Here is a 26,909-nt window from a genome sequence, read left to right as displayed (position 1 = left end):
GGTCGGGGTCGCGTTTCTATCGCAGATGGCCCGCCATGCGGCAAGCGGCAGGGTCAGTCCGGCTGCTTCCTGCGGCGGGGCAGGTCGGCCATGATCCGGCGACGGGCATCATCGGACAATCTGGACCAGGCGGCGATTTCGTCCAGGCTGCGCAGGCAGCCGGTGCAAATGCCGGATGCCGGCTCGATCACGCAGACCTTGATGCAGGGGGATTCGATCATCGGACCAGATGCCGCAGCCGGTCAAGCGCGCCTTGCAGGATGTATCCCGCCGCCACCTGGTCGATCACCTCGGCCCGGCGCTTGCGCGAAGTGTCTGCCTCCAGCAGCGCGCGTTCGGCGGCGACGGTGGACAGACGCTCGTCCCAGAAGCCGATGGGCATCCCGGTCAGGTTCGACAGGTTGCGGGCAAAGGCCCGGGTCGATTGCGCGCGCGGGCCTTCGCTGCCGTCCATGTTGCGCGGCAGGCCCAGGATCAGGCCCGCCAGCCGGCGATCCTTGGCGATGGCCAGCAGTTCGGCAGCATCCAGCGTGAATTTCTGCCGCCGGATCACCGTCAGGGGGGACGCCACCTGGCGCAACCCGTCACTGACGGCGACGCCGATGGTCTTGGTGCCCAGATCCAGTCCGGCGATGGCGCCCACGGGGGGCAGGGCGCCTGCGAAATCGGCGATTTCCAGATGGATCATTGGACAAGCCCCGCTTGGACGGCCCCCTGGCGGACGATCTCCAGGGCCTCGGGCTGGCTGGCAAAGCGCGTCTGCGCCTCGGTCCAGATGGCGCGCGCCTGGTCGGTATTGCCGATCACCACAAGCGAGGAAATCAGCCGCGCCCATTCATCAGGCGTGCCACCCTGCTGGGCCAGTCTCGCTTCCAGTTGCGACACCATGCCTGCGACCATCTGCTGGCGCTCTTCTGGTGTCATATCCCCGGCTGCTGCCACCGCATCGGCATCGGGGCCAGGCATGGGAGAGGGGGGGACATAATCAGGCTGGCCCGCCAGCCAGGCCAGATCGGCGATGGCGGTGCGGATCGGCGCGATCCAGGGGGCGTCCTCGGGGCCTTCCTCCAGCAGTTGACGCCAGAGCGGAAAGGCCCGGTCGGGGCGGTCGTTCTGCAATTGCAGCATCCCCAGCAGATATCGCGCCTGGGGATGGGCAGGATCCCTTGCCAGGGCGCGGGCCAGGACTTTCTCGGCCTCGGGCGTGATCAGGCCGCCTGCGGCTTCGATCATCAGGGCCGACAGGCGGACCAGTTCGTCAGCCGTTGCTCCTTCGCCGCGCAGATCGACCAGCCGTTGTTGCGCCTGGCGCGCGGCAGGCAGGTTGCCCAGCCGGATCTCGTTCGTGGCAAGCAGGGCCAGGCCTTGCGGATCATCGGGGTTCCGGGCCACTGCTTCGCGCAACTGCTCGATCAGGGCCGCGAAATCTTCGGGCACCTCCACCGGCGCGGGGGCCGGGGCCCTCGCCTCGGCCTCGGCCTGGCTGGGGCGGTTTTCATAGACCTGCTGGGACTGGGCGATGCGCTGCGCCACCGGCAGGTCGCCCCGGCCCGGCTGGCCTTCGCGCAGATACAACCCCACCGCCCCCGCAAACAGCACCGCCAGCACGCCAAGGACCACAAGCCCGCGCCCGCCCGCTCCGCCCGCCGTCACTTGGGACAAGCGCCGGTCGGCATCCAGAACCTTGCGCCCGATCTCGGTCCGCAGGCGGACGGCATCGTCCGGCGCGATGACGCCGCGTTCCAGATCACGCTCGACCTCTTGCAATTGGTCGCGGTACACGCGCAGGTCAAAGGCCGCCGCAGGCTGGGCGGCATCGCCCCGGGCACGCAGCAGGGGCGCCATGATGGCCAGGCCCACGGCCCCTGTGAGCGCGGCGCAGATGATCCAGAACATGTCAGCCCCTTTGTTCGAACCCACCTTTTAGGGTGCTTTGGCCCGTTGGGAAAGCGCCAGCCTGTCGCATTCGGCCTGGACCCCCGCAACTGCGGGGTGTGACACATTGACCATGAACCCGCGCATTGGGAATTGCGCGGGAACCAGAAGTGCTTGGCCCTCATTGTCCGGGTGTGGAATGTTGAACCGAGAGGGAAAAGAATGGCCGAACCCAACAGCAATCGCATGTATATCATTATCGGCGCCATCGTCGTTGTGGTGGCGCTGTTGTTCTTCTTCATGTCGGGCGACGACACGGCGACGGACGCGACCGCGACCAGCGACCCGACCACAGGCACCGCCACCACGACGGCACCTGCCGGCACGACCACCACGACGCCCGCCGACACCGCCGTCGACGATGCGGTCGAGGTCGAGCCTGCCGCGCCGGGCACGGCCCCGGCCAACTGAGCCGCGAAGGCCCGCCAAGGCTTTTGCCTTGGCCTAAATATCCGCGGGGGTCCGGGGGCAGCCAGCCCCCGGCCCTCGCCGTTCCGGGGTCCGCCAGCATGGTCAGGAACCCGGCCATTCCCCTTGCGTTGATCAGATGAATGCGGGACTGTGCGCCGGACCCAAAGGTTCAATCCCTTACGAAAGGACAGAAAAATGGCTTTCACGCTTCCTGATCTTCCCTATGCGCATGACGCACTGGCCGAAGGCGGCATGTCCAGGGAAACGCTGGAATACCACCACGACAAGCACCACAAGGCCTATGTGGACAAGCTGAACGAGCTGGTCTCGGGCACCGAATGGGACGGCAAGTCGCTGGAGGACATCGTCAAGGGCACCTATCAAAAGGGCGCGGTGGCGCAGAACGGCATCTTCAACAATGCCAGCCAGCATTGGAACCACGCGCAGTTCTGGGAAATGATGACGCCTAAGCCCGGTGCCATGCCGTCCGAGCTGGAAAAGGCGATCACAGAATCCTTCGGCTCGGTCGATGATTTCAAGAAGAAATTCACCGAAGGCGGCGTGGGCCAGTTCGGGTCGGGCTGGGTCTGGCTGGTCAAGTCCGCAGGCGGCGGGCTGGAAGTGACCAAGACCGAGAACGGCGTGAACCCGCTCTGCCATGGTCAGACGGCGCTGCTGGGCTGCGATGTGTGGGAACACAGCTATTACATCGACTTCCGCAACGCGCGGCCGAAATACCTGGAAAACTTCCTGTCGAACCTGGTGAACTGGGAAAACGTCGCTTCGCGGATGTAACCCCCTGCACCGCCTTGCAAGGCCCGGCCGCTGTGCCGGGCCTTTTGCCTTCTGCAAGGCCCCATTGGCTTTTCAGCCCGTGCCGGTATAAGACAACGCGCAAGACACTGCGGAATGCGGGACATGGCCAACCAGAACGACAATTTCATCGACGAGGTCTTTGACGACCTGCGCCGCGAACGCCTGTTTCGGCTGTTCCGCCGCTGGGGCTGGGTGGCCGGCCTGGTGATCCTGGGCATCGTTGCGGGCGTGGTCTGGCGCGAATACAGCCAGGCACGGGACCAGGCGCGGGCGCAGGCCTGGGGCGATGCCGTTCTGGCGGCAGAAAGCTCGGGCGATCCGGCGGCGATCATGGGGGTCGATCCGCAGGGCGCCGAATCCCGCCGCATTCTGGGCGCGATGATCGCGGCCTCGGAATGGTCCGACAAGGGCGACGACGCTGCTGCAACCGATGCGCTGCGCAATGTGGCAGGCGATGCCGCGGCGGGAACAGTCCTGCATGACCTTGCCGAACTGAAGCTGGTGATGCTGCAAGGCGACGCGATGGACCCCGCGCAACGCGACGAGATCCTGTCGCGCTTGTCCCACGCCGGGGCGCCGTTCGAACTGCTGGCCCTGGAACAAAAGGCCATCGCCCTGGTCGGCGCAGGCCGGCCCGATGACGCGGTGAACCTGATCCGCCAGATCCAGCAAAAGGACGGCACGACCGAGGCCTTGCGCCTGCGCCTGTCCGAGATGATGATCGCCCTGGGATTTGAACCGGAACCGTCCGACAATATGCCCGCGGGCTGATCGCCAATGACAGATACGAGGGAGAGGCGAGGAATGACCGCCACGCTGCGACTGACCCTGGCCCTGGCGGCCACGCTGGGCCTGGGGGCTTGCGGCGAACGGGACACCATCCTGCCAGGCCAAAGGCTGGATCCGCTGGCCGTGACCTCGCCCGATGGTCCCGCCATCGATGGCCCGGCGCCCGTCACCTCGACCGCGCTGTCGCTGGCGGCACCTGTTGCCAATGCTGAATGGACGCATCGGGCGGGCAATGCCGCGCATCAGCCGGGGCATCTGGCCGTGGGCGCGGGAACCAGCCGCATCTGGACCGCGAATATCGGCGACGGCAGCGGCAAGCGCCATCGCATCAGCGCCGACCCCGTCGTGGGGGGCGGGCTGGTCTTCACGCTGGACAGCCGCACGCGCGTGACCGCGACGACCACCGGCGGCGCCACCGCCTGGACCAGCGACATCGCCCCGGCCCTGGAAACCCGCGACAGCGTGTCGGGCGGCGGCCTTGCCTATGAGGGCGGGCGTGTTTATGCGACCAGCGGCTTTGGCGAACTGGTCGCGCTTGATGCGGCCTCGGGCCGCGTGCTGTGGCGCCAGCGGGTCGATGCGCCGATCGGCGGCGGTCCGGCAGTGCAGAACGGCACGGTCTATGTCCTGGGGCGCAACGACATCGGCTGGGCGGTTCGCGCGGCCGATGGCAAGGTGCTGTGGCAGACTTCGGGCACGCCCTCGACCGCAGGGGTGATGGGTGTGTCTGTCCCGGCGATCCAGGGCAATACGGTGGTCTTCCCCTTTGCATCCGGCCAGCTTCTGGCAGCCGATCGCGAAACCGGCGCAACGCTCTGGACCGCTCAGATCGGCGGGATACGGATCGGGCGCGCCATTGCCAATATCCGCGACGTGACCGGCGATCCGGTGATTTCGGGCAACGTGGTCTATGGCGGCACCTCGTCGGGCCGCATCAACGCCGTCGAACTGGACAGCGGAATCGAGGCCTGGTCCGCGCGCGACGGGGCCAACAGCCCGGTCGTCGTGGCGGGCGGGTCGGTCTTCGCCGTCAACGACCAGGCCGAACTGATCCGGCTGGACGCCGCGACCGGCGGCGTGATCTGGCGCGTCCCCATGCCCTATTACACAACCGAACGCATCCGCAGGCAGGACCGGATCCATGCCCATTTCGGCCCCGTGCTGGCCGGGGGACGGTTGTTCGTCGTGTCCTCGGACGGGGTGATGCGGGTCTTCGACCCGAATTCCGGCGCCCTGACTGGCCAGGCGGAAATCCCCGGCGGTGCCGCCGCCGCCCCTGCCGTTGCGGGCCAGACGATCTATGTCGTCTCGCGCAGCGGCCAATTGCACGCATTCAGATGACATTCACACTCGCCATCGTCGGTCGGCCCAATGTCGGCAAATCGACCCTGTTCAACCGCCTTGTCGGCAAGCGCCTGGCCTTGGTCGATGACCAGCCCGGCGTCACCCGCGACCTGCGCGAAGGCGCCGCCCGGCTGGGCGACCTGCGCTTTGTCGTGATCGACAGCGCCGGCCTGGAAATGGCCGAGGACGACAGCCTGCAAGGCCGGATGCGCCGCCTGACCGAGCGTGCCGTGGACGAGGCCGATGTCTGCCTGTTCGTGATCGACGCGCGCATCGGCGTGACGGCAGCGGACGAATATTTCGCCGATATCCTTCGCAAGCGTGCGAAACACGTGATCGTCGCCGCCAACAAGGCCGAAGGCCGGGCAGGCGAATCCGGCGCGATGGAGGCCTGGGGCCTGGGCCTGGGAGAGCCGCTGCGCATCTCCGCCGAACATGGCGAGGGGATGGACGACCTGTATCGCGTCCTGATGCCGCTATCCGACCAGATCGAGGCTGAACGGCCGACCCCGGTCGCCGCCGAAACCGACGTGGATCTGTCCGAGGCCGATGCCGAGAGCGGCGAAGGGGCCGAGGATTGGCGCCCGTCTGCCGCGCGTCCGTTGCAACTGGCGGTAATCGGGCGGCCCAATGCGGGCAAGTCCACGCTGATCAACAAGATCATCGGCGAGGACCGGCTGCTGACCGGACCCGAGGCCGGGATCACCCGCGATTCGATCAGCGTCGCGACCGAGTTCATGGGCACGCCCATGCGCATCTTCGACACCGCCGGGATGCGAAAGCGCGCCAAGGTCACGGACAAGGTCGAAAAGCTGTCGGTGGCCGACGGGTTGCGCGCCGTCCGCTTTGCGGAAGTCGTCGTGGTGCTTCTGGATGTGGCGATCCCCTTTGAACAGCAGGATCTGCGCATCGCCGACTTTGCGGAAACCGAGGGTCGGGCGGTCGTGGTGGCCGCGAACAAGTGGGATCTGGAAGACGACAAGCCGCAGAAACTGAACGAGCTGCGCGCGAACTTCGAAAAGCTGCTGCCGCAGTTGAAGGGCGCACCCCTGGTCACCGTGTCCGCGCGCACCGGCAAGGGGCTGGACCGGCTGCACGCCGCGATCCTCAAGGCGCACGAGGTCTGGAACCGCCGCATTTCGACCGCGCGCCTGAACCAGTGGCTGGGGGCCATGACCGAAAGCCACCCGCCCCCCGCGCCCGGCGGGCGCCGGATCCGGCTGCGCTACATGACGCAGGTGAAGACCCGGCCCCCGGCCTTCGTGGTCAAGGCGACCCATACCGACAAGCTGCCGGACAGCTATCAGCGGTATCTGGTCAACGGCCTGCGCCAGGATTTCGATATGCCCGGCACCCCGATCCGGCTGTTCTTCCGCGACCAGGGGGGCGACAATCCCTTCAAGGAAAAGGCCAACAAGATCAGCCAGTCTGGTGCCTTGTCCAAGCACAAGAACCGGCAAAAGCCCAAGGGGGCCTAGGTCGCCGCGCGCACCAGCACGACGCCCATGCCCGATATGCCGATGATCGCGGCCAGGGCTACACCGGGGCTGCTGCCCATGGTCGAAATGGCGACCGCGCAAAAGGCCCAGATGATCGCCAGCGAAAAGCCCAGCGATCTTTCCAGCCGTTCCTGGGCGATCATGCCGATCACCGCGCCGGGCAGGATTGCCAGGATGGCAGTCTGTGGCGTGGTCAGGGACAAGGGTACGCCGATCAGGGTGGCGACGGTCGCGGTGCCAAGGGCCACGCTCCACCCCGCGAGAAAGGCGGGGGCGGGTCGGCGCTGGCCGCGCGCGCGGATCGCTCCCGACAGGGCCGCCGCCAGCATCAAAAGCGCGCCCAGCGTCGCCAAGGGTTTGTGCAGGCCCGCCAGCCAGGGCCAGGCCGCCCCGCCCATCAGGGCCAGGCTCAGCGGGTGCCAGGCAGGGTGGGGCCCATGGTCGGACGGATCCAGGTATTGCCCGACCCCGTCCAGCAGCAGCAATCCCCACAACACGATCAGCAAGGCCCACATGAGCAGGTTCTGCGGCTGCACGTAAAGCTGCGGCAGGGTGGCCATCGGAACGGCGATGCCGTTCCCGAACAGGTCATAGCTTGGTCCCTGGAACAGGTCGGGCGTGACGATCTGCACGGCAGGCCGGCCCAGTGTCGCCAGCGACAGCCCGCTGGCGACAAAGATCGTCACCGATCCAAGATAAAAGATGTCCGCCGTTCGCGCCATGACTGCCAACGCCTCGGTCGGCGGCCCAGTTTCGGTAAACTTGACAGACCGCGGATTGTTTTCACGTCAGCCCAGCCCGCCGTCCGCCCCCAGCATCGTCGCCCCGCCCAGATAGGGGTGCAGCGCGGCAGGAAGAATCACCGACCCATCCGCCTGCTGGCCATTTTCCAAGACGGCGATCAGTGCGCGGCCTACGGCCAGGCCCGACCCGTTCAGCGTATGGACGAATTCCGGCTTGCCGGTCTGGTCCGACCGGTAACGGGCGTTCATCCGCCGCGCCTGGAAGTCGCCGCAATAGCTGACGCTGCTGATTTCGCGGTATTTGTCCTGGCCGGGCAACCACACCTCGATGTCATGGGTGATGCGCGCGCCAAAACCCATGTCGCCGGTGCACAGGACAATGGTGCGATAAGGCAGCTCCAGACCTTCGAGCACCGCCTCGGCGCAACGGGTCATGCGGTCATGTTCGGCCACGCCCGTGTCGCCATCCGTGATCGAGACCATCTCGACCTTCTCGAACTGGTGCTGGCGCAGCATTCCGGTGGTATCGCGGCCTGCGCTGCCGGCCTCGGACCGGAAGCACTGGGAATGCGCGACCATGCGGCGGGGCAGGGTGGCGTGTTCCACAAGATCGCCATGCACAGTGTTGGTCAGCGTCACCTCGGAGGTGGGGATCAGCCAATAACCCTCGCGCGTCAGATAGCTGTCCTCGCCGAACTTCGGCAACTGGCCGGTGCCGACCATCATGTTTTCCAGGACCAGCACCGGGGTCCAGGTTTCTTGCAGGTCATGCTGGGTGATGTGCAGATCCAGCATGAACTGGGCAAGCGCCCGGTGGATGCGTGCCACGCCGCCCTTCAGCACCACGAAGCGGCTTCCCGACAGTTTCGCGGCTGTCTCGAAATCCATGCCGGGTCGCACGCCCGCGATCTCGAAATGCTCGACAGGGGTGAAATCGAAGGCACGCGGGCTGCCCCAGCGGCGCAGTTCCACATTGTCCGCCTCGTCCGCGCCGTCGGGCACGCTGTCCAGGGGCAAATTGGGAATCTCCATCAGCAGGTCGCGCAACCGGCCATCCAGCAGGGATACCTCGGCCTGCATCCGGGTGATGTCGGCCTTTTTCTCGGCCACAAGCCCGCGCAGACGCTCGAACTCGGCATCGTCGCCCCGCGCCTTGGCGGCACCCACGTCCTTGCTGGCGCGGTTCTGGTCGGCCTGGGCGGTTTCCGCCGCAACGATCCGTGCGCGGCGATCGGCATCCAGCGACAGGATGCGGTCCGACAGGGGGGCAAGCCCGCGCCGCGACAAGGCCGCGTCAAAGGCTGCGGGGTTTTCCCGGATGGCACGGATGTCATGCATGATCGTCACCGTCGCTGAAAGAATGCTGGCCGTTGCCTAGCCGATGCGCGGCACCTGGGAAAGCCCGCTCATCGCGCCTGCTCCAGCAGGGCTGACAGGGCCGGATAGAATTGCGGGGCGGTCATGTGGCCTTCCAGCCTGCCGACCTCGGATCCCCCGTCCAGCAGGATAAAGGTGGGCGTGACGAAGGGGCGCCGGGCCAGGGCCAGACCGTCGGGGTAGGGACCATGGATATCCACCCGCATCAGGGGGGCCGCGCGGCCCGCATTCGTCGCGGCGTATCCCTGCCCGATGTTGCGGTCCCAGGCTTCGCAATAAACGCAGCCCTGTTTCTCGACCATCAGCAGGCGCAGCGGGCCAGCGGCAGCGGGCAGGGCGAACAGCACAAGGGCAAGGGCGGCAAGGATGCGAGTCATGGCAGATATTATCACGGTGCGGCGAAGGCTTGGCAATCGGTCCCCGCCCCCCTATCCCTTTGATCCATGGACAAGCTTCTGGAACCCCTGGTCACAGGCGACCGGCGCGCCCTGTCGCGGGCGATCACGCTGATCGAATCGACACGCCCCGACCATCGCGCCCGCGCGGTCGCGCTGCTGGCCGACCTGCCCGACCGCCAGTCCTTGCGCATCGGGCTGTCAGGCACGCCCGGCGTGGGCAAGTCCACCTTTATCGAGGCGTTCGGGACCATGCTGACCGAACAGGGCTTGCGCGTGGCGGTGCTGGCGGTCGATCCGTCCTCGACCCGGTCCGGCGGGTCCATTCTGGGCGACAAGACCCGGATGGAGACGCTGGCCCGCAACCCCATGGCCTTCATCCGCCCCACGCCTTCCAACGCGCAGCTTGGCGGCGTGGCACGGCGCACGCGCGAGGCGATCCGCCTGTGCGAGGCGGCGGGCTATGACGTGGTCCTGATCGAAACCGTGGGGGTGGGCCAGTCCGAGACCCTTGTGGCCGAGATGTGCGACCTGTTCGTGCTGCTGCTGGCCCCGGCGGGGGGCGACGAATTGCAGGGCGTCAAGCGCGGCATCATGGAAATGGCCGACCTGATCCTGGTCAACAAGGCCGATGGCGAATTGCTGGGCACCGCGCGCCGCACGGTGGCCGATTATGCAGGCGCGTTGCGGCTGTTGCGCAGGCGTCCCCAGGATCCGCAGGGCTTTCCCAAGGCGCTGCCGGTATCGGCCGCGACGGGCGACGGGCTGGCGGGCGCCTGGGACCAGATGCAGGCCTTGGCCGGGTGGCGGCGGGACCAGGGCCATTTCGCATCCAATCGGGCGGAACAAGCGCGGCAGTGGTTCGTGGCCGACGTGCGCGAAGGCCTGTTGGCGCGGCTGGAAACGGCTGCCGCGCGCGACCGGCTGGCCTGTCTGGGCGATGCCGTGGCGGGCGGCAGCAAAGCCCCGGCCGATGCGGCGCACGCCATGCTGGACTGGTTGGCGCGGCAGGAATAAACGCCCGATTTTGCGGCCCATGGCGGCGGCGAATCGGTTAGTGTCGGGCATGGACAGGGGGAAACGTCATGCTGGATTTGCCCGATACCGACACGCTTTATGCCGCCCTGCTGGCGCGCGATCCGGCCTGGGAAGGCCGCGCCCTGGTTGGCGTGACGACCACCGGCATCTTTTGCCGCCTGACTTGCCCGGCCCGAAAGCCCTTGCCGCAGAATTGCCGCTGGTTCGCCACGCCCGATGCGGCGCAGGCGGCGGGATTCCGGCCCTGCCGCCGTTGTTATCCGCTTGGCCCCACGGCCGAGGGCGATGCCCTGGTGGGCGACCTGATCGCGCGCCTGGAAGCCAGGCCCGGCCATCGCTGGTCCGAATCCGACCTGCTGGCGCTTGGGCACGACCCCTCGACCGTGCGCCGTGCGTTCAAGCGTCATTTCGGGCAAAGCTTCCTGGACATGGCCCGCGCCGCCCGGCTGAAGGGGGGAATGGGCCGCCTGGCGAAAGGATCGGCGATGATCGACGCACAGTTGGAGGCCGGGTTTGATTCGGCGTCGGGCTTTCGTGGGGCTTTTGCACGGCTGTTCGGCCATGCCCCGCACCAGATGCGGCAAGGGTCGGACTTGCTGGCCGACTGGATCGACACCCCCTTGGGCGGCATGATCGCCATCTGTGACGACCAGGCACTGCACTTGCTGGAATTCATCGACCGCAAGGCCCTGCCCGATGGACTGCGGCGCCTGTCCACCCATGTGGGCGGCCGCGTGGGCTTGGGCCGGACCGCCACCCATGACCTGACCGAGGCGCAGCTTGCAGCCTATTTCGCGGGCCGGGCGCCACGCCTGGATGTTCCCGTCACCCTGCACGGCACGCCGTTCCAGCAGCAGGTCTGGCGCGCCTTGCAGGATATCCCCGCAGGCCAGACGCGCAGCTATGCCCAGCTTGCCCATGCCATTGGCCGCCCCACGGCCACCCGCGCCGTCGCCCGCGCCAATGCCACGAACCGCATCGCCCTGGTCGTGCCCTGCCACCGGGTGATCGGCGCGGACGGCACGCTGACCGGATATGCGGGCGGGCTGTGGCGCAAGGAAAAGCTGATCGGGATCGAGCGTCGCTATGCCTGATTCGGGTTGACGGCCTGCGCAGGTTCCATTAGGGACGCGCAAACGGATTTCAGGGCGCTGCCTCGCGGCGCCTTTTCACTTTGGGACGGAACCCCTGCCGGGACCGCCCGCATAGCAAAGACGAAGGATCAACACCATGTCGCGCGTCTGCGAACTGACCGGCAAAGGCCCGATGAGCGGTAACAACGTCAGCCACGCCAACAACAAGACCCGCCGCCGGTTCCTGCCGAACCTGAACGAGGTCACGTTGACGTCGGAAAAGATGAACCGCGGCTATTCGCTGCGCATCTCGGCGGCTGCTCTGCGTTCGGTCGATCACCGTGGCGGGCTGGACGCCTTTCTGGCAAAGGCCAAGGATACCGAACTGTCGGACCGCGCCCTGAAGATCAAGCGCGAGATCGCCAAGGTCGAAGCACAGGCCTGATTGGCGCCCTGATTGCGGCAATATGCCCCGTCGTTCCTGCGGCGGGGTTTTTGCGTATCGATTGCCTTTACCCCGCGCATCATGGATGGTCGCGCCATGAAACGCCCGGTCCATCTTGCGCTGATTCTGTGCCTTGTCCTGACCGGCATCGGCCTGGGCGCGGCGCGCGGGACCGTGGTGCGCGCCGAACAGGTCGTGCTGTGCACGGGTCATGGCGTGGTGATCGTCGATCACCCTGACGGGACGCGGCAAACGCAGGTCTGCCCCGACATGGCGCTGTCGCTGTTGTCCGCCCTGCCGGGGGGACCGCTGGATCTGGCGCTGTCCCTCGTTCCTGCTGGGCTGAAGCGGCCCGGCCTTGTTCTTCATGCGCAGGGGCGTCCATCGGCGCGTCCGGCGGCGCGCAGTCCTCCGTCACCAGGGATTTCCGAACCATTCCCTGTTTGACACAAAGGACGAAATCATGATCCGCATCATTCTTGCCGCAACCGCGGCCCTTATCCCTGTTGCCGCATTTGCCCATGACGGGCTGGCCATCCGCGACGCCTATGCCCGCAGCGCCAATCCGCAGACGGGCGCCGTTTTCCTGGTGGTCGAAAACCACCGCAAGGTGGAATGCCGCCTGACCGGCGTTTCATCAAGCGCCGCCGAGATGGTCGAACTGCACACCCATGCCGAGGCCGACGGCGTGATGAAGATGCAGAAGATCGAGGGCGGCATTGCCATTCCCGCAGGCGGCGAACACGCGCTGGCGCGCGGCGGCGACCATGTGATGCTGATGGGGCTGACCTCGCCCTTGGCCCAGGGCGACAGCGTTGCCCTGACGCTCGATTTCGGCGATTGCGGCACCCAGCAGGTCGAGGCTGCGGTGGACAACGACCGCGCCGCTGAGGCCGAGGCAACTGCCGCCCACAAGGGCCACTAGCCCAGCATCTGCTGAACCTTCGGTCCAAGCGCCGCGGCCATCAGCCTGATGCCCGCGGCGTTCGGATGGACGCCGTCGGCCAGCAGATAGCTGCGGTGATCGGCCTTGGGCAGGGCTGCGATGGGCGCGTAAAGGCTGGGCAGCAGCACCGCACCGTGACGTTCCGCCAGGCGCGGCCAGATCGCCCGCCACGCTTGCCGCCAGGCCTGCTCGCCCGGGATAGGGTTCAAGCCGACCAGCAACAGCGGGCGCCCGCCCTGACCGGCCTGGGCGAGGATCGCGTCCAGGTTCGCCTCGGCCCGCGCGGCGGACCAGCCCAGCAGCATATCGTTGCCACCCAGTTCGACAATGACCGCATCGGGGCGGTGGCGGCGCAGCGACAGCCCGATCCGAACGCGCCCGCCATAGGTGGTGTCGCCCGACAGCGCCGCCGGGACCATCCGTGCCGGGGGGCCGTTGCGATCCAGCCATGCCTGCAACTGCGGCACCATTCCCGCGCCCCGCGCCACGCCATAGCCCGCAAAGAGGCTGTCCCCAAAGGCCAGCACGCGCGGGCGCGGCGGGGCGGCGCCTGCCAGGGCCATGGCGCCCGTCCCGGCCAGCAGCCCGCGGCGCCCGATCATCGCACACCCCGCAGCCGCAAGGCGTTGCCTACCACGCAGACCGACGACAGCGCCATGGCCCCAGCCCCCAGCATGGGGGACAGCTGCGGCCCGCCGAACGGCACCAGCACACCCATGGCGATCGGAATCAGCGCGGTGTTATAGGCAAAGGCCCAGAACAGGTTCTGGCGGATGTTGCGCATCACTGCGCGCGACAGGCGGATGGCGCGCGGAACGCCCCCCAGGTCGCCCGACATCAGCACCAGATCGGCCGATTCGATGGCAATGCTGGTACCGGTGCCGATGGCGATGCCGGTTTCGGCGGCGGCAAGGGCGGGTGCGTCATTGATGCCGTCGCCCACGAAAACCGATCCCGCGCCCATGTCGCCGATCGCGGTCAGCTTGTCTCCGGGCATCAGGCCCGCCTGCACATGGTCGATGCCAAGCTGCCCGGCCACAGCCTGGGCCGTGGCGGGAACGTCGCCCGACAGCATGGCGGTTTTCAGGCCCATGCGGTGCAAAGTGTCGATGGTGTCCGGCGCCTCGTCGCGGATTCGGTCGGCCAAGGCAAAGCTGGCAACATGGCGGTCATCGACAGCCAGATAAACGGGGGTGGCGCCTTGGCGGGCCATGTCTTCGGCGGCATTGCGCAGTCTGGGGGCCGCGTCGATGCCGCTTTCGGCCAGCGCGGAAAGATTGCCGATCAGCAGGCGATGCCCCTGGACCAGGCCTGTAAGGCCGCGCCCCGCCGTGGCCCGGACCTCGGCCGCGGGCGGCAGATCCAGGCCGCGCGACACCGCGCCCGCGACGATGGCCGCGCCCAGGGGGTGTTCCGACCGCGCCTCGGCACCCGCGGCAAGGCGCAGGGCGTCGTCTTCGGAAATGCCGTCCACATGGATCGCAACCAATTCGGGATGCCCGCGCGTCAGGGTGCCGGTCTTGTCAAAGCCGATCAGTCGGGCGTTCGACAGGCGCTGCAAGGCCTCGCCCCGGCGGAACAGCACGCCCAGTTGCGCGCCCCTGCCTGTGCCGACCATGATCGATACCGGAACCGCCAAGCCCATCGCGCAGGGGCAGGCGATGATCAGCACGGCCACGCCTGCCACGACCGCGTGGGCCAGGTCGGGACCGAAGACCAGCCACACCAGGACCGTCAGCAAGGCCAGTCCGATCACCACGGGCACGAAGACGCGGGTGATCCGGTCCACCAGGGCCTGCACCGGCAGGCGGGCGTTCTGCGCCCCTTCCACCATGGCGACGATGCGGGACAGGGTGGTGTCCGATCCGGTGGCCGTGACGCGATAGGTCAGCGCGGCGCTGCCGTTCACCGTGCCGCCCGTGACGGGATCGCCGGGGGATTTTTCGGCGGGAACGGGTTCCCCGGTCAGCATGGCTTCGTCGACATGGCCCCGTCCTTCGGTCACGATGCCATCGACGGCCACGCGTTCGCCCGGTGCCAGCAGGACCAGATCGCCCGGCCACAGATCGGTGACAGCCATGGGAACGGGCTTTCCGTCGCGCAGGGCAGTGGCGCGGTCGGGCGCCAGTTCGATCAGGGCGCGGATCGCGGCGCCTGCCTGGCCCTTGGCCCGCGCCTCGAGCCAGCGGCCCATGAGGATCAGGGTGACGATCACCGCCGCAGCCTCGAAATAGACATGGCGGGATGCGGGCGGGATCAGGCCGGGGACCAGCACCACGACCGCCGAATACAGGAACGCCGCCCCGGACCCGAGCGCCACAAGGCTGTTCATTTCAGGGCCGCCGCGCAGCAGGGCCGGGATACCTGTCGCAAAGAACCGCCGGCCCGGCCCGGCAAGCACGGCGGCGGTCAGGATCATCTGCATCCAGTTCAGCGGCGCAGTGCCGACAAGGCCATGCAGCCAGTGGTGAAAGCCGCGGATCAGATGGCCGCCCATTTCCGCCACGAAGACCGGCAGGGTCAGGGCGAGGGCGGCCAGGAAGGCGCGCTTCAGCGTCGCGGCCTCGTTTTCCGTCCGAACCCGCGTGGCTTCTTGCGGGATGGCTGCCGGATAGCCCAGCTTGGTCACGGCTTGGGCCAGGTCGGCGGGCGACAGGGTGGGTTCGTGGCGGATGCTCGCGGTGCCGGCCAGCAGGTTGACCTGCGCATCCGCCACGCCGGGACGGGCGGACAGCGCGCGCGAGACGCGGCCCGAACAGGCGGCGCAGCTCATCCCCTGGATGGACAGGCGAGTGGTGATCAGGTCGGACGGGTTGCCTGGAACGGGCAGGTCAGTGGATTGAACGGTCATGACGGTTTCCTGAGATCGTGCGAAGGGTGCAGGACGGGATCAGGAAACGGGGCGGCGCCTGCGGGCGCCTGGGGGCCTGTCGCGGGAATTGCGCGGCGATCAGCGCGCGCGGGTCGGTGCGCGGCGCGTGCCGGGGCCGGGCAACGGTCACGCGCGCATCCTGGTGACAGCGGCAAGCGCGGTCGCCTTGGCCCCGGCACAGATGCGCGGGCCGCCGCAGGGGACGGCGCCTGGCATGGCAGCAGGGGGGCATGACGTGAACCATCTTTTGCAGATGTGTCTGCGGCAGCCCGGGGTCAAGGCCTATTTCCAGCCTTTGATACGTCGTCGTGAGTTGCCAGATGGACCTTACCCTTGCTATGCGCGTTGCCAGAGCAGAAGAACACGAGATTGACAGGATCACCATGAACCGCCGTGAGCTTATGTCGTTGGCCGTGCCGCTGATGGCCGCCGCCTATTTCGCCCCCTCGCTGGTGTTCGCACAAGAAGCGGCCCGCGATCCCTATGCCCCGACCGAGGTCGCCATCCGCGAGGATTTCGAGGTCGGCAGCATCGTCGTCGTCAGCAAGGACTTCTTCTTGTATCACGTCATCGCGCCGGGCCGGGCGGTCCGCTATGGCGTGGCCGTGGGCACGGCCGAGCTGGTCTGGAAGGGCCGCGCCACCGTGGGCCGCAAGGTCGAATGGCCGTCCTGGACGCCCACCCAAGACATGATCAAGCGCAAGCCGCAGCAATACGCCAAATGGGCCAACGGAATGCCGGGCGGGCCGCAGAACCCGTTGGGCGCGCGGGCGCTGTATCTGTATAACGCCCAAGGCCAGGACACCGCGATCCGCATCCATGGCACGACCGAACCGGGTTCCATCGGCCGCGCCGTGTCGAACGGCTGCCTGCGGATGCGCAACGAGGCGGTGATGGCGCTGTATGACCAGGTTCCGATCGGGGCGCCGGTCTACGTCTACTGACTTGGCCCTGACGCTGACGCGCCTGTTGGATCCCGCGCTGGCGGGGTTCGATGACATCGTCGATGTCAGATCGCCCTTGGAATATGCCGAGGATCACCTGCCCGGCGCGATCAACCTGCCCGTGCTGGACGACGGCGAACGGGCGCGGGTGGGCACGATCTACAAGCAGGTTTCCCCCTTCGATGCGCGCAAGCTGGGCGGCGCCATGGTTGCCGCCAATGCCGCGCGCCATATTGCCGGGCCCTTGGCGGACCGTGACGGAAGCTGGCGCGGGTTGGTTTATTGCTGGCGCGGCGGACAGCGCTCGGGCAGCTTTGCCACGATCCTGTCGCAGATCGGCTGGCGCGTGGACCGGATCGAGGGCGGCTACAAGGCCTGGCGCGCGCTTGTGGTGGACCGGGTGCAGAACCGGCCCGTTCCCGCCCCGGTGATCGTGCTGGACGGCAATACCGGCAGCGCCAAGACCGCAATCCTGGCGCGGCTGGCCAAGCGAGGCTGGCAGGTGATCGACTTGGAAGGCCTGGCGAACCATCGGGGCAGCCTGTTCGGCGGGCAGCCCCAGGGCCAGCCTAGCCAGAAGCTGTTCGAGGGGCGCCTGGCGGTCGTCCTGGAAGGGCTGGACCCGTCCCGTCCCGTCGTCGTCGAGGCCGAAAGCAGCCGCATCGGCGATATCGTGGTGCCGAAATCCTTGTGGCAGGCGATCTGCGCCGCACCCCGGCTGCGGCTGGACGTGCCGGTTGCGGCGCGGGCGGGTTACACAGCCGCGACCTATGGCGACATGGTGGACGATCCTGCTCGGGTCGAGACGATCGTTTCCGCGCTGTCACTTCTCCATCCCGCCGAGCGGATCGAAGGCTGGCGCGCCGCAGTCGCCACGCAGGACTGGCGCGGTCTGGCCGAAGGATTGCTGCGCGATCATTACGACCCGCGCTATCTGAGGCACCGCATGCGCTATGCCGAGCGTGAACGGGCGGTCGTCGTGCTTGATGCCTTGCATGATCTGGACGCAGCCGCGGCGCAGGTCGAGGCGGCACTGGCGCGCCTAAACTGAAGCCTTGGCGCAGGTTGCCGGGGCAGGAGCCTCCGGCGGGGATATTTGAATGAAGAAGAAACGTCAGGCGTCGCGCAAGAAGCGGCGCAGGATGCGTTCCAGTTTGGCTGCGCCCAAAGGGGCCATGGCCTTGGTGTGGTCGTGACTGATGGATTCGTCAGACAGGCCCGCGCCCATGTTGGTGATGACCGAAATGGCGGCGCAACGAAGCCCCAGAAAGCGGGCCAGGATGATTTCCGGGACGGTGGACATCCCGACGGCATCGGCGCCGAGGATTTTCGCGGCGCGGATCTCGGCCGGGGTTTCGAAGCTGGGGCCAGAGAACCAGCAATAGACGCCACCCGGAAGCTCGATACCTTCGTCTTGGGCGGCCTGGGTTAGGGCGGCGCGCAGGCGCGCGTCATGGGCGTCGGTCATGGGGACGAAGCGGGCGTCGGTCGGCTCTCCGATCAGGGGATTGGTGCCGGCGAAGGCGATGTGGTCGTCCAGCAGCATCAGGTCGCCCGGCGGGATGTCGGGGCGCAGCGATCCGGCGGCGTTGGTCAGGATCAGCTTGTCGGTTCCAAGGGCGGCCAGCGTTTCCAGCGGAAGCCGCATGGCATCGGCACGCCCCGATTCGTAGTAATGCGACCGGCCGCCAAAGACCGCAACGCGGCGGCCTTCCAACTGGCCGATCACCAGTTGCGGCATATGGCCCGACACGCCCGCATGGGGAAAGCCCGGCAGGTCGTCATAGGGGATCGCCACCCCGTCCACCGTGCCGGACAGGTGCCCCAGGCCCGATCCCAGGATCAGCCCGTATTCCGGCGGCTGGTCGCCCGCGCGATCCCGGATCAGGCGGGCCAGCTCAACGCTCTTTGACATAGGGTTCTCCTCCGGCGCGGGGCGGAATGGCGCGGCCGACGAAACCGGCAAGGATGATGACGGTCAGGATATAGGGCAGGGCGTTCATGAACATCGACGGCACGGTGATCACGCCCAGATCCAGGTTCGGATAACGGTTGGCGATGGCCTCCAGCAGACCGAAGAGGAAGGTCGCCCCAAGCGCCCCCCACGGCCGCCACTTGGCGAAGATCAGCGCCGCCAAGGCGATAAAGCCGCGCCCGGCGGTCATTTCCTTGACGAATCCCGCCGACAGCCCGGTGGCGAGGTAGGCCCCCGCCAGCCCGCACAGCAACCCCGCAATCGCCACGGCGGCAAAGCGCAGCCGCGTCACCGACACGCCCGCCGTATCGACCGAGGCGGGGTTTTCGCCAACTGCCCGCAGCCGCAGCCCGAAGCGCGTGCGATACAGCACCCACCAGGTCAGCGGCACCATCAGGAAGGCCACATAGACCAGGATCGTATGGCCCGAGATCACCTCGGCATAAAGCGGGCCGATGACCGGCACGCCCCGCAGCGTCTCGGCCAGGGGCAGGGTGATTTCGCCAAAGCGCGGGGTGGCCGTCAGGGCCGCCGCGCCGTCCGGGCCGGTCACGCCCGACAGCCAGGTGCGGAAGGGGGAAACCTGCGCATCCAGTTCGGCCCCCGGCGTCAGGCTGGGGGTGCGTCCCCCCAGGCCGAAGATTTTTTGCCCCAGCAGCACCGTCAGCCCCGAGGCGAGGAAGTTGATCGCCACGCCCGAAATCAACTGGTTGCCCCGGAAGGTGATCGAGGCGATGCCATGGATCGCCGACAGCATCAGTGCGCCCAGAAGCCCTGCGCAGGCGCCCAGCCAGACATTGCCGGTCAGCGCCGCCACGGTGGCGGCGCTGAAGGCGGCCATCAGCATCTTGCCTTCCAGCCCGATGTCGAAGACCCCGGCGCGTTCGGAATAAAGCCCCGCGAGGCAGGCCAGCAGCAAGGGCGTCATCAGCCGCACCGCGCTGTCGAGGATTTGCAGGACGGTGTTCAGATCCATCACGCGCCCCTTTTCCGCATCGCCATGAACATCCGTTCCAGCGGCATCCGCACCATGTTGTCCAAGGCGCCCGTGAACAGGATCACAAGCGCCTGGATCACGATGATCAACTCGCGCGGGATGCTGGTCCACAACGCCAGTTCGCCCCCGCCTTGATACAGGAACCCGAACAGCAGGGCTGCCAGGAACACGCCCAGCGGATGGTTGCGGCCCATCAGGGCCACGGCGATGCCGATGAAGCCCGCGCCCTCGACCGCGTTCAGGACCAGGCGCTCGGCCTCTCCCATGACACTGTTGATGGCCATCATCCCGGCCAGCCCGCCGGATATGAGCATGGCGATCACCGTGATGCGGACCGGATTGATGCCTGCATAAAGGGCAGCGGGTTCGGATTTGCCAAAGGCACGGATTTCAAATCCCAAGCGCGACCGCCAGATCAGCAGCCAGACCAGAACGCAGGCGATCACGGCCACGAAGAAGCTGATGTTGACGGGCGTGTTCTTGCCCCATTCGAAGCCAAAGCTCAGCGCCATGTCGGACAGCTTGGGCAGGCGCGTTTCGTTGGGAAAGCGGGCCGAGGCCGGGTCCATGCTGCCCACCGGGCGCAGCAGGTTCACCAGGATGTAATTCAGCGCGGCGGCGGCGATGAAGTTGAACATGATCGTGGTGATCACGATATGGCTGCCGCGTTTCGCCTGAAGCCAGGCAGGGATCAGCGCCCAGGCCGCGCCAAACAGCGCCGCGCCCACCATCGCGGCGGGCAGGGCAAGCGCCCAATGCGGCAAGGGCAGAAGCAGCAGCGCCAGGGCCACGCCCAGGCCTCCCATGGCGGCCTGTCCTTCGCCGCCGATGTTGAACAGGCTGGCGTGATAGGCGACCATCACCGCAAGCCCGGTGAAGATGAAGTTCGTCGCATAATAGAGCGTGAAGCCCCAGCCATAGCTGGAGCCGAGCGCCCCGTCGATCATCGTCGTCAGCGCCTCGACCGGGCTTTCGCCAATGGCCAGGATCACAAGCGCCGAAATCGCCATCGCCAGCACCAGCGAGATCAGCGGTGTCAGGATCACATCGGCCCATTTCGGCATCTTTTCCATCGGCCTAGCCCCTCATGCCGTGACACAGCGCCAGAAAGCTGCGGGCATCGGCAATCTGATCCCAGCCGATCGCGTCGCCGTTGCCCGCCATGCGGGCCAAGCTGCGGGCACGGGGGACCGCGCCGCCCGCGCCGGGATAGCCGCGCACGGCCAGCAGGTTTTCATCAGACCGTGACTGGCCCTGTCGCGCCTCTCCTGTGCAGCGGCTGCCGTCGGACAGGGCGGCAAAGGCGATGGCGACGCGGCCCGTGACCTGGGGCGCGGTTGCGGCCCCGGCGGGCATTTCCACCGGGGCATGGTCCGCGCAGGCGGTGCCGCGCGCGTCGGTCACGCAATTCGACCCAAAGTCCTGCTGGTAATCTGACCCCTTGATCGGATCCGCCACGGCCCAGCTGCCGTCCTGGTTGCGGGCGCGGGTCTGGGCGCGGGCCTCGGCCGCCATGACCAGGCGGTCGGGCGCCGCGCCATCGGGCCAGATGTCCATCTTGGGCATCCGGGGCATCGGCACGGTGCTGCAGCCGGCAGCGAGGAGGAGGGAAAGAAGGCAGGCGATACGGGCAGGCGTCATTCACATTTCCCGGGAAAGGTCTTGGGTCTGGGGGTGGGCATCGGCGTCAACGCCCGCCATCAACAGGCCCAGGTCGCCCGTCGTCGTCTGGCCGGGCAGGCGTTCGCCCATGATGCGGCCGTCGAACATCACCGCGATGCGGTCGGACAGCGACAGGATCTCGTCCAGTTCGACGGACACCAACAGGATCGCCTTGCCCGCGTCGCGCAGTTCCACGATGCGCTTGTGGATGAATTCGATCGCGCCGATGTCAACGCCTCGCGTCGGCTGGCCGATCAGAAGCAGTTCGGGGTTGCGCTCGATTTCCCGGGCGACGACGATCTTCTGCTGGTTGCCGCCGGAAAAGTTGCGTGCGGCCAGATCGCAACTGGGCGGGCGGACGTCGAAGCGGGCGATCTTGCCTTCGGCATCGCGGCGGATGGCGTCGCGGTCCATCAGCGGGCCGCGCCCGTATTCCGGTGCGTCGTGGTATCCGAAGGCCACGTTTTCCCAAGCCGCGAAATCCATGATCAGGCCTTCGGCCTGGCGATCCTCGGGGATGTGGCCAATGCCTCGGCGGCGGCGTTCGGCGGCGTTGCAGGCGGTGCCGCCCAGGGGAAGGGGGGCGCCGTTCACGCGGCTCTCGCCCGACAGCGTGCTGCCCTTTTCGGGATATCCGCCCAGGATTTCCAGCAGCTGGGTCTGCCCGTTGCCGGACACGCCGGCGATCCCCAGAATCTCTCCCGTCCGGATGTCCAGATCAATGCCGCGCAGCCGTTCCACACCCGCCGCATCGACCATGCGCAGGTTGCGGATTTCCAAGACCGGCTTGCCGGGTGTCGCGGGCGCCTTCTGCACGTTCAGCAAGACCTTGCGGCCCACCATGAGTTCGGCAAGCTGTTCGGGGCTGGTTTCCGCCGTCCTGACGGACGCCACCATCTCTCCTCGCCGCATGACGGATACGGTGTCGGTGATCTCCATGATCTCGCGCAGCTTGTGGGTGATCAGGATGATCGTCTTGCCCTCGGCCCGCAGGCCTTCCAGGATGCTGAACAGGTGGTCGGCCTCGGCAGGGGTCAGCACGCCGGTGGGTTCGTCCAGGATCAGGATGTCGGCCTGGCGATACAGCGCCTTGAGGATCTCCACCCGCTGCTGGTGGCCGACGGACAGGTCTTCGATGCGGGTATCGGGATCGACGTTCAATTCGTAATCCTGCGCCAGTTGCCGCAGGACGCCGCGCGCCTTGGACAGCGACTGACGCAGCAACCGCCCTTCCTCGGCCCCTAGGATGATGTTTTCCAGAACGGTGAAATTCTCTACCAGCTTGAAGTGCTGGAACACCATGCCGATGCCCGCACGGATCGCGGTCTGGCTGTCGGTGATGGTCAGGGGCCGGCCGCCCACCAGAATCTCGCCCGCGTCGGGCTTGTAGAAGCCGTAGAGGATCGACATCAGCGTCGATTTGCCCGCGCCGTTTTCACCGATGATGCCATGAATGGTGCCGCGTTCCACGCGCAGGTGGATGTCGCGGTTGGCCTGCACGGGGCCGAAGGCCTTGGAAATGCCGCGCAGTTCAATCGCCGCAGGGGCGGCCGTTTCGGGCCGCCCCTGTGTCTGCGCCATCGCCGCCATCTACTGGACCGGGCAGGCGTTGTCGGTCATGTAGTCATGGACCGCGATTTCCCCGCCGACGATCCCCGCGCGCGCCTCGTCCACGGCGGCCTGCATTTCCGGCGTGATCAGCGGCTTGTTGTTGTCGTCGATGGCCACGTCCACGCCCTCGGCCTTGAGATCTAGAACCTTGACGCCCGGCTCGACGCCGTTCTTGAACGCGTCATAGACCGCCGTGTCCACGCGTTTCACCATCGAGGTCAGCACCTTGCCCGGATGCAGGTGGTTCTGGTTGCTGTCCACGCCAACCGACAGGATCCCCTCGTCGGCGGCGGCTTGCAGGATGCCGATGCCGGTGCCGCCCGCCGCCGCATAGATCACGTCGGCGCCCTGGCTGATCTGGGCCTTGGCAAGCTCGCCCCCCTTGACCGGGTCGTTCCAGGCGGCGGGGGTGGTGCCGGTATAGTTGATCAGGACGGTTCCGTCAGGCTTGGCAGCCTTGAAGCCCTGGGCAAAGCCGCATTCGAACTTGTGGATCAGCGGGATGTCCATGCCGCCAATAAAGCCCACGGTGCCGGATTTCGACGCCTGCGCCGCCATGATCCCGGCCAGATAGCTGCCCTGTTCCTCGGTAAAGACGATCGACTGGACGTTGGGCTGTTCCACCACCATGTCGATGATGGCGAACTGGGTATCGGGGTAATCGGGGGCGACCTGGTTCAGCACGTCGCCAAAGGCGAATCCGGTCATCACGATGGGGTTGGCGCCCGTCTCGGCCAGGCGGCGGAGCGCCTGTTCGCGCTGCGCCTCGGACTGCATTTCCAGTTCCTTGTAGGTGCCGCCGGTTTCCTCGGCCCAGCGTTGCGCGCCGGTGAAGGCCGCCTCGTTGAAGGACTTGTCGAACTTGCCGCCAAGGTCGAAGATCAGCGCCGGTTCGGCCAGCGCCGCAGCGCCCGTCAATGCCGTCAGCGCCACGCCCGCAAGCAGCGATTTCGTCAGGGACATAAGGAAACCTCATCCTGTTGTTGCGCGCGATTCAAGCCGCCCGCGTGATGGCGCGATTAGGGCGCATCGCCCCCTGCCGGTCAACCGCCTTGTTGGACGGGTTAAAGGGCCAAGGCCATGACAATGGCGTCAAGATCGGGCCCATAATACCGCCGCCTGCGGCCGGATTCCCGCCAGCCTGTCCCATGATAAAGGGCCTGGGCGGGCGCGTTGTCGGCCGCGACCTCCAGAAAGGCGCGGGTTGCCCCTCGGTCACGTGACGTGGCGGCAAAATCGTCCATCAGGTCGCGTGCGATGCCCTGTCGGCGGGATTGCGGGGCCACGGCCAGGGTCAGCACCTCGGCTTCGTCAACAACAAGGCGTCCCAGCAGGAAACCGTCCGGACGGGTCAGCAGGAAGGCATGAGGACTGGCCAGCAGATCCGCAAACTCGGCCACCGTCCAGGGCCGGGGGCGGGTGAAGCAGCGCGCGTGCAGAGCCGCAAGCCGGTCTGGCGTCACGGCAGGATCAAGGGTGCCACGTCCCGCGCGGGTGCGGCATCGGCGGGGCGCAGATAGAAGGGCGCCGGGCGCGGGCCGGGGTCAGCGCGGCGGGCCAGGGCGATGCGCGCAATGGCCACCGCAGGCTGGACCACCGGCAGAGCGGGCGCGAGGCCGGGCGGCAGGGAATCCTGGGTTGCCTGCCGAGGCTGGGTTTCGCCCCTACCAAAGTCCTGCCACACCACTTGGTCCGCCCGCAGCGGCAGAACGATGCGGCAGGGGCGGGGCAGGCCATGGGCCGCCGCATCTGTCGCGGTCACGCCCACGGCAGGAATGCCAAGCGACAGTGCCAACCCGCGCGCGGCGGCGACCGCAATGCGGATGCCGGTAAAGTTCCCCGGCCCGATGCCCACGCCGATCACGTCCAGGTTCCGCCAGACCAGGCCGGTTTGGGCCAGAAGCCCTTCCAGCAACGGAAACAGCCGTTCGGCCTGGCCCTTGGTCATCTCCTCGGACAGATGCGCCAGAACGGTGTCGCCCCGCAACAAAGCGGCCGCGCAATGCGCGGCCGATGTGTCAAAGCCCAAGGCAAGGGAATCAGGCAACCGGCCGGACCTCGACCACCTCGGGGATGTAATGGCGCAGCAGGTTCTCGATCCCCATCTTCAGCGTCAGGGTGGACGACGGGCAACCCGCGCAGGCGCCCTGCATATGCAGATAGACGACACCCCGGTCGAAACCGTGGAAGGTGATGTCGCCGCCGTCCTGGGCGACCGCCGGGCGGACGCGGGTGTCCAGCAGTTCCTTGATCTGGACCACGATTTCCGAATCGGGACCGTCGTGGCTGGCATGGCCGGATTGTTCCGCCTTGCCTTCGACCGAGGGGGCGCCTGACTGGAAATGTTCCATGATCGCGCCCAGGATCGAGGGCTTCAGGTGATCCCAGGGCTGGTCGTCGGCCTTGGTCACGGTCACGAAGTCGCGGCCCAGGAAAACGCCCGTCACGCCGCCCACGGCAAAGATGCGCTGCGCCAGGGGCGACTTGGCGGCGGTGTCGGGGGCGGGAAAGTCGGCGGTGCCGTTGTCCAGCACGATGTCGCCGGGAAGGAACTTCAACGTCGCAGGGTTCGGGGTGGTTTCTGTCTGGATGAACATGGCCAAGGCTCCTTTGGAACGGATATGGCGACGCGGGGCCTGCAGGTCAAGCAGGGCGGGGGTCAGGTGATCGCTTCCAGCCGTTCCTTCGAGATATCGGCGGGCACGATGGTGATCGGGCAGGGCAGGGTCGCCGCATCGCGCAACAGGCGCGTCAGCACCGGGTTCTGGACCGACCGGTCCGATCCCAGGCCCATCGCGACAATGCCCACCTCGGGGTCTTGGGCCAGATAAGCCAGCAGTTCCTCGGCCGGATCCCCCTCGCGGATGACCAGTTCCGGTTCCACTTTTGGCCGCATTCTCATCCACTTGGCGAAAACTTCGAAATGCGCCTCGATCCGTTCATAGGCCTCGGCGCGCATCACTTCGGCCACGCCGAAGCCGTGCTGGATTTCATTCGGGGGGATGACCGCCAGCACCGTCACCGCGCCCCCGGAATTGGATGCGCGCATGGCCGCAAAGCGCATCGCGTTCAGGCATTCCCGGCTGTCGTCCAGCATGACAAGAAATTTCCGCATCACCCGCCTTCGAATTGCCCATTTCCGGCCAGACAGTGGCCCCTTTGCCATGGTCGCGCAAGTCATTCGGCAGATTAGTGCTGCCATGGTTTCCATGCTTTCGTCGATATGCTACCCGGCAACAAAGAACGAGTTGTTGCAGGGCAGGTATCGTGACGATCCACCATGACTGGGACAAGGGCGAAGCAGCATATGTTCCGGCCACCAGCTTAACCTGGCTCATGCATGAGGCGAGGGCGGCGGGCATCAAGCCATTGCCCCGGCGCAAGCGTTTGTTCGATGTCTCGCTGGCCCTGCTTCTGCTTGTCCCCTTGTCGTTCATCATGGCGTTTGTTGCGCTTGTACTGCTGATCGTTCAAGGCAGGCCAATCTTTTATGCCGCGCCGCGCATGAGTTCGCCGAACCGGACCTTCATGCATCTGAAGTTCCGCACGATGATGCAGCAGGACGGCGATTTCGGGGTGACGGGCGCCCACAAGAACTGGCGCATAACGCCGCTTGGACATTTCCTGCGCCGCACCCGGATCGACGAGATGCCGCAGTTGTTCAACATCCTGTCCGGCGACATGAGCTTTGTCGGGCCGCGCCCGACCATCCGTGAATATGCCGAACGCTTTCCCGGCGTTTATGGGCAGGTTCTGCGAAACCGCCCCGGTGTGACGGGGCTGGCCACGCTGATCTATCATCAGCACGAGGGCAGTATCCTGGCCAGGTGCCGCAGCGCCGAGGAAACCGAGACCGCCTATCAAAGGCGCTGCCTGCCCACGAAGTTGAAGATAGACCTGATATACCAGAAAAACCGGACAATGGCCCTTGATATCTGGATCATGTGGCAGACATTGGTCGTGGTCTTTTCGAAAAACCGGCGGCCGCGCAGGCGGAAATGATCCTGAACTGCCGATGGAGCATGGTTTGGCCCCGA

The 26,909-nt window shown here is 66.9% G+C and carries 31 protein-coding genes; 13 read left to right on the top strand and 18 right to left on the bottom strand.

Annotated features, from left to right (window positions below):
- Nucleotides 1-53 precede the first annotated feature (53 nt).
- The 3 genes from LZ585_RS12875 to ccmI are packed head-to-tail and all read right to left on the bottom strand — an operon-like array spanning nt 54 to nt 1,896.
- Complete coding sequence (locus LZ585_RS12875) at nt 54-221, bottom strand: DUF1289 domain-containing protein (protein ID WP_234853933.1); 168 nt, start codon at nt 219-221, stop codon at nt 54-56.
- Complete coding sequence (gene ruvX, locus LZ585_RS12870; RefSeq protein ID WP_234853932.1) at nt 218-688, bottom strand: Holliday junction resolvase RuvX; 471 nt, start codon at nt 686-688, stop codon at nt 218-220. Before ruvX ends, LZ585_RS12875 begins: the two co-directional genes overlap by 4 nt.
- A complete protein-coding gene (gene ccmI, locus LZ585_RS12865; protein ID WP_234853931.1) occupies nt 685-1,896 on the bottom strand; it encodes a c-type cytochrome biogenesis protein CcmI in 1,212 nt (403 codons plus the stop codon). Before ccmI ends, ruvX begins: the two co-directional genes overlap by 4 nt.
- Before the next feature lie 201 nt (nt 1,897-2,097).
- On the opposite strand from ccmI, the gene LZ585_RS12860 reads away from it, so the two are divergent.
- The 5 genes from LZ585_RS12860 to der all read left to right on the top strand — a co-directional run bounded on the left by LZ585_RS12860 (nt 2,098) and on the right by der (nt 6,773).
- Nucleotides 2,098-2,346 carry a hypothetical protein gene (locus tag LZ585_RS12860; protein ID WP_234853930.1) on the top strand — a complete coding sequence of 83 codons (249 nt, stop codon included), beginning with the start codon at nt 2,098-2,100 and terminating at the stop codon, nt 2,344-2,346.
- 195 nt (nt 2,347-2,541) lie between these two features.
- Complete coding sequence (locus tag LZ585_RS12855) at nt 2,542-3,141, top strand: superoxide dismutase (RefSeq protein WP_234853929.1); 600 nt, start codon at nt 2,542-2,544, stop codon at nt 3,139-3,141.
- A 123-nt stretch (nt 3,142-3,264) separates the two neighbouring features.
- On the top strand, nt 3,265-3,933 hold the full coding sequence (locus LZ585_RS12850; RefSeq protein ID WP_234853928.1) for a hypothetical protein: 669 nt from the start codon (nt 3,265-3,267) through the stop codon (nt 3,931-3,933).
- A gap of 33 nt (nt 3,934-3,966) precedes the next feature.
- Nucleotides 3,967-5,292, top strand: a complete 1,326-nt coding sequence (locus LZ585_RS12845) for a PQQ-like beta-propeller repeat protein (RefSeq protein WP_234853927.1) — start codon at nt 3,967-3,969, stop codon at nt 5,290-5,292.
- Complete coding sequence (gene der, locus LZ585_RS12840) at nt 5,289-6,773, top strand: ribosome biogenesis GTPase Der (protein WP_234853926.1); 1,485 nt, start codon at nt 5,289-5,291, stop codon at nt 6,771-6,773. The genes LZ585_RS12845 and der overlap by 4 nt, the downstream gene beginning before the upstream one ends.
- On the opposite strand, the gene LZ585_RS12835 is transcribed toward der, so the two are convergent.
- The 3 genes from LZ585_RS12835 to LZ585_RS12825 form a co-directional block, all read right to left on the bottom strand.
- Entirely contained in the window at nt 6,770-7,516 is a 747-nt protein-coding gene (locus tag LZ585_RS12835; RefSeq protein WP_234853925.1) for a hypothetical protein, read from the bottom strand. The two genes, der and LZ585_RS12835, sit on opposite strands and share 4 nt — an antisense overlap.
- Before the next feature lie 66 nt (nt 7,517-7,582).
- Nucleotides 7,583-8,875 carry a serine--tRNA ligase gene (gene serS / locus LZ585_RS12830; protein WP_234853924.1) on the bottom strand — a complete coding sequence of 431 codons (1,293 nt, stop codon included), beginning with the start codon at nt 8,873-8,875 and terminating at the stop codon, nt 7,583-7,585.
- Nucleotides 8,876-8,943: 68 nt separating this feature from the next.
- Nucleotides 8,944-9,291, bottom strand: coding sequence for a thioredoxin domain-containing protein (locus tag LZ585_RS12825; protein ID WP_234853923.1), 348 nt, complete (start codon nt 9,289-9,291; stop codon nt 8,944-8,946).
- A gap of 66 nt (nt 9,292-9,357) precedes the next feature.
- Between LZ585_RS12825 and meaB the strand changes: the two genes are divergently transcribed.
- From meaB to LZ585_RS12800, 5 genes are all read left to right on the top strand, one after another.
- The gene (meaB, locus tag LZ585_RS12820; protein WP_234853922.1) at nt 9,358-10,326 is read left to right on the top strand and encodes a methylmalonyl Co-A mutase-associated GTPase MeaB; all 969 of its coding nucleotides are present in this window, start codon (nt 9,358-9,360) and stop codon (nt 10,324-10,326) included.
- 68 nt (nt 10,327-10,394) lie between these two features.
- Nucleotides 10,395-11,441, top strand: a complete 1,047-nt coding sequence (locus tag LZ585_RS12815) for a bifunctional transcriptional activator/DNA repair enzyme AdaA (protein WP_234853921.1) — start codon at nt 10,395-10,397, stop codon at nt 11,439-11,441.
- A gap of 136 nt (nt 11,442-11,577) precedes the next feature.
- A complete protein-coding gene (gene rpmB / locus LZ585_RS12810; RefSeq protein WP_234853920.1) occupies nt 11,578-11,865 on the top strand; it encodes a 50S ribosomal protein L28 in 288 nt (95 codons plus the stop codon).
- Nucleotides 11,866-11,961: 96 nt separating this feature from the next.
- Nucleotides 11,962-12,312, top strand: a complete 351-nt coding sequence (locus tag LZ585_RS12805; protein ID WP_234853919.1) for a hypothetical protein — start codon at nt 11,962-11,964, stop codon at nt 12,310-12,312.
- Between the two features lie 16 nt (nt 12,313-12,328).
- Nucleotides 12,329-12,790, top strand: coding sequence for a copper chaperone PCu(A)C (locus LZ585_RS12800; protein ID WP_234853918.1), 462 nt, complete (start codon nt 12,329-12,331; stop codon nt 12,788-12,790).
- Here the strand turns inward: LZ585_RS12800 and LZ585_RS12795 are convergent.
- Entirely contained in the window at nt 12,787-13,413 is a 627-nt protein-coding gene (locus LZ585_RS12795) for an arylesterase (protein ID WP_234853917.1), read from the bottom strand. The two genes, LZ585_RS12800 and LZ585_RS12795, sit on opposite strands and share 4 nt — an antisense overlap.
- A complete protein-coding gene (locus LZ585_RS12790; RefSeq protein WP_234853916.1) occupies nt 13,410-15,662 on the bottom strand; it encodes a heavy metal translocating P-type ATPase in 2,253 nt (750 codons plus the stop codon). Before LZ585_RS12790 ends, LZ585_RS12795 begins: the two co-directional genes overlap by 4 nt.
- A gap of 404 nt (nt 15,663-16,066) precedes the next feature.
- Here LZ585_RS12790 and LZ585_RS12785 point away from each other — a divergent pair, with 404 nt between their 5' ends.
- Both LZ585_RS12785 and mnmH read left to right on the top strand, forming a co-directional pair.
- Complete coding sequence (locus tag LZ585_RS12785; RefSeq protein WP_234853915.1) at nt 16,067-16,627, top strand: L,D-transpeptidase; 561 nt, start codon at nt 16,067-16,069, stop codon at nt 16,625-16,627.
- Nucleotides 16,587-17,678 carry a tRNA 2-selenouridine(34) synthase MnmH gene (gene mnmH / locus LZ585_RS12780; protein ID WP_390625072.1) on the top strand — a complete coding sequence of 364 codons (1,092 nt, stop codon included), beginning with the start codon at nt 16,587-16,589 and terminating at the stop codon, nt 17,676-17,678. The genes LZ585_RS12785 and mnmH overlap by 41 nt, the downstream gene beginning before the upstream one ends.
- A gap of 63 nt (nt 17,679-17,741) precedes the next feature.
- Here the strand turns inward: mnmH and LZ585_RS12775 are convergent, their stop codons facing one another.
- The 10 genes from LZ585_RS12775 to LZ585_RS12730 form a co-directional block, all read right to left on the bottom strand.
- Nucleotides 17,742-18,542 (bottom strand): purine-nucleoside phosphorylase, encoded by an 801-nt coding sequence (locus tag LZ585_RS12775; protein WP_234853913.1) that lies wholly within the window; start codon nt 18,540-18,542, stop codon nt 17,742-17,744.
- The gene (locus LZ585_RS12770; RefSeq protein ID WP_234853912.1) at nt 18,526-19,578 is read right to left on the bottom strand and encodes an ABC transporter permease; all 1,053 of its coding nucleotides are present in this window, start codon (nt 19,576-19,578) and stop codon (nt 18,526-18,528) included. The genes LZ585_RS12775 and LZ585_RS12770 overlap by 17 nt, the downstream gene beginning before the upstream one ends.
- Complete coding sequence (locus LZ585_RS12765) at nt 19,578-20,672, bottom strand: ABC transporter permease (RefSeq protein WP_234853911.1); 1,095 nt, start codon at nt 20,670-20,672, stop codon at nt 19,578-19,580. Before LZ585_RS12765 ends, LZ585_RS12770 begins: the two co-directional genes overlap by 1 nt.
- 4 nt (nt 20,673-20,676) lie before the next feature.
- Entirely contained in the window at nt 20,677-21,240 is a 564-nt protein-coding gene (locus tag LZ585_RS12760) for a hypothetical protein (RefSeq protein WP_234853910.1), read from the bottom strand.
- The gene (locus LZ585_RS12755; protein WP_390625071.1) at nt 21,241-22,851 is read right to left on the bottom strand and encodes an ABC transporter ATP-binding protein; all 1,611 of its coding nucleotides are present in this window, start codon (nt 22,849-22,851) and stop codon (nt 21,241-21,243) included. It lies immediately after the preceding gene.
- Nucleotides 22,852-23,835 carry a BMP family lipoprotein gene (locus tag LZ585_RS12750; RefSeq protein WP_234853908.1) on the bottom strand — a complete coding sequence of 328 codons (984 nt, stop codon included), beginning with the start codon at nt 23,833-23,835 and terminating at the stop codon, nt 22,852-22,854.
- Nucleotides 23,836-23,936: 101 nt separating this feature from the next.
- Nucleotides 23,937-24,335 (bottom strand): ribosomal protein S18-alanine N-acetyltransferase, encoded by a 399-nt coding sequence (rimI, locus tag LZ585_RS12745; protein WP_234853907.1) that lies wholly within the window; start codon nt 24,333-24,335, stop codon nt 23,937-23,939.
- On the bottom strand, nt 24,332-24,919 hold the full coding sequence (gene tsaB, locus LZ585_RS12740) for a tRNA (adenosine(37)-N6)-threonylcarbamoyltransferase complex dimerization subunit type 1 TsaB (protein ID WP_234853906.1): 588 nt from the start codon (nt 24,917-24,919) through the stop codon (nt 24,332-24,334). Before tsaB ends, rimI begins: the two co-directional genes overlap by 4 nt.
- Entirely contained in the window at nt 24,912-25,469 is a 558-nt protein-coding gene (locus LZ585_RS12735) for a NifU family protein (protein WP_234853905.1), read from the bottom strand. Before LZ585_RS12735 ends, tsaB begins: the two co-directional genes overlap by 8 nt.
- A 62-nt stretch (nt 25,470-25,531) precedes the next feature.
- Nucleotides 25,532-25,987, bottom strand: coding sequence for a universal stress protein (locus LZ585_RS12730; RefSeq protein WP_234853904.1), 456 nt, complete (start codon nt 25,985-25,987; stop codon nt 25,532-25,534).
- Between the two features lie 14 nt (nt 25,988-26,001).
- Between LZ585_RS12730 and LZ585_RS12725 the strand changes: the two genes are divergently transcribed.
- Complete coding sequence (locus tag LZ585_RS12725) at nt 26,002-26,874, top strand: sugar transferase (protein WP_315857606.1); 873 nt, start codon at nt 26,002-26,004, stop codon at nt 26,872-26,874.
- Nucleotides 26,875-26,909: the final 35 nt, after the last annotated feature.

Origin of the sequence: Paracoccus everestensis (assembly GCF_021491915.1) — a bacterium.
GTDB classification, from domain to species: domain Bacteria; phylum Pseudomonadota; class Alphaproteobacteria; order Rhodobacterales; family Rhodobacteraceae; genus Paracoccus; species Paracoccus everestensis.
The sequence above is the reverse complement of the archived record's forward strand: the minus strand, read 5'-3'. Positions and strand labels throughout refer to the sequence as shown.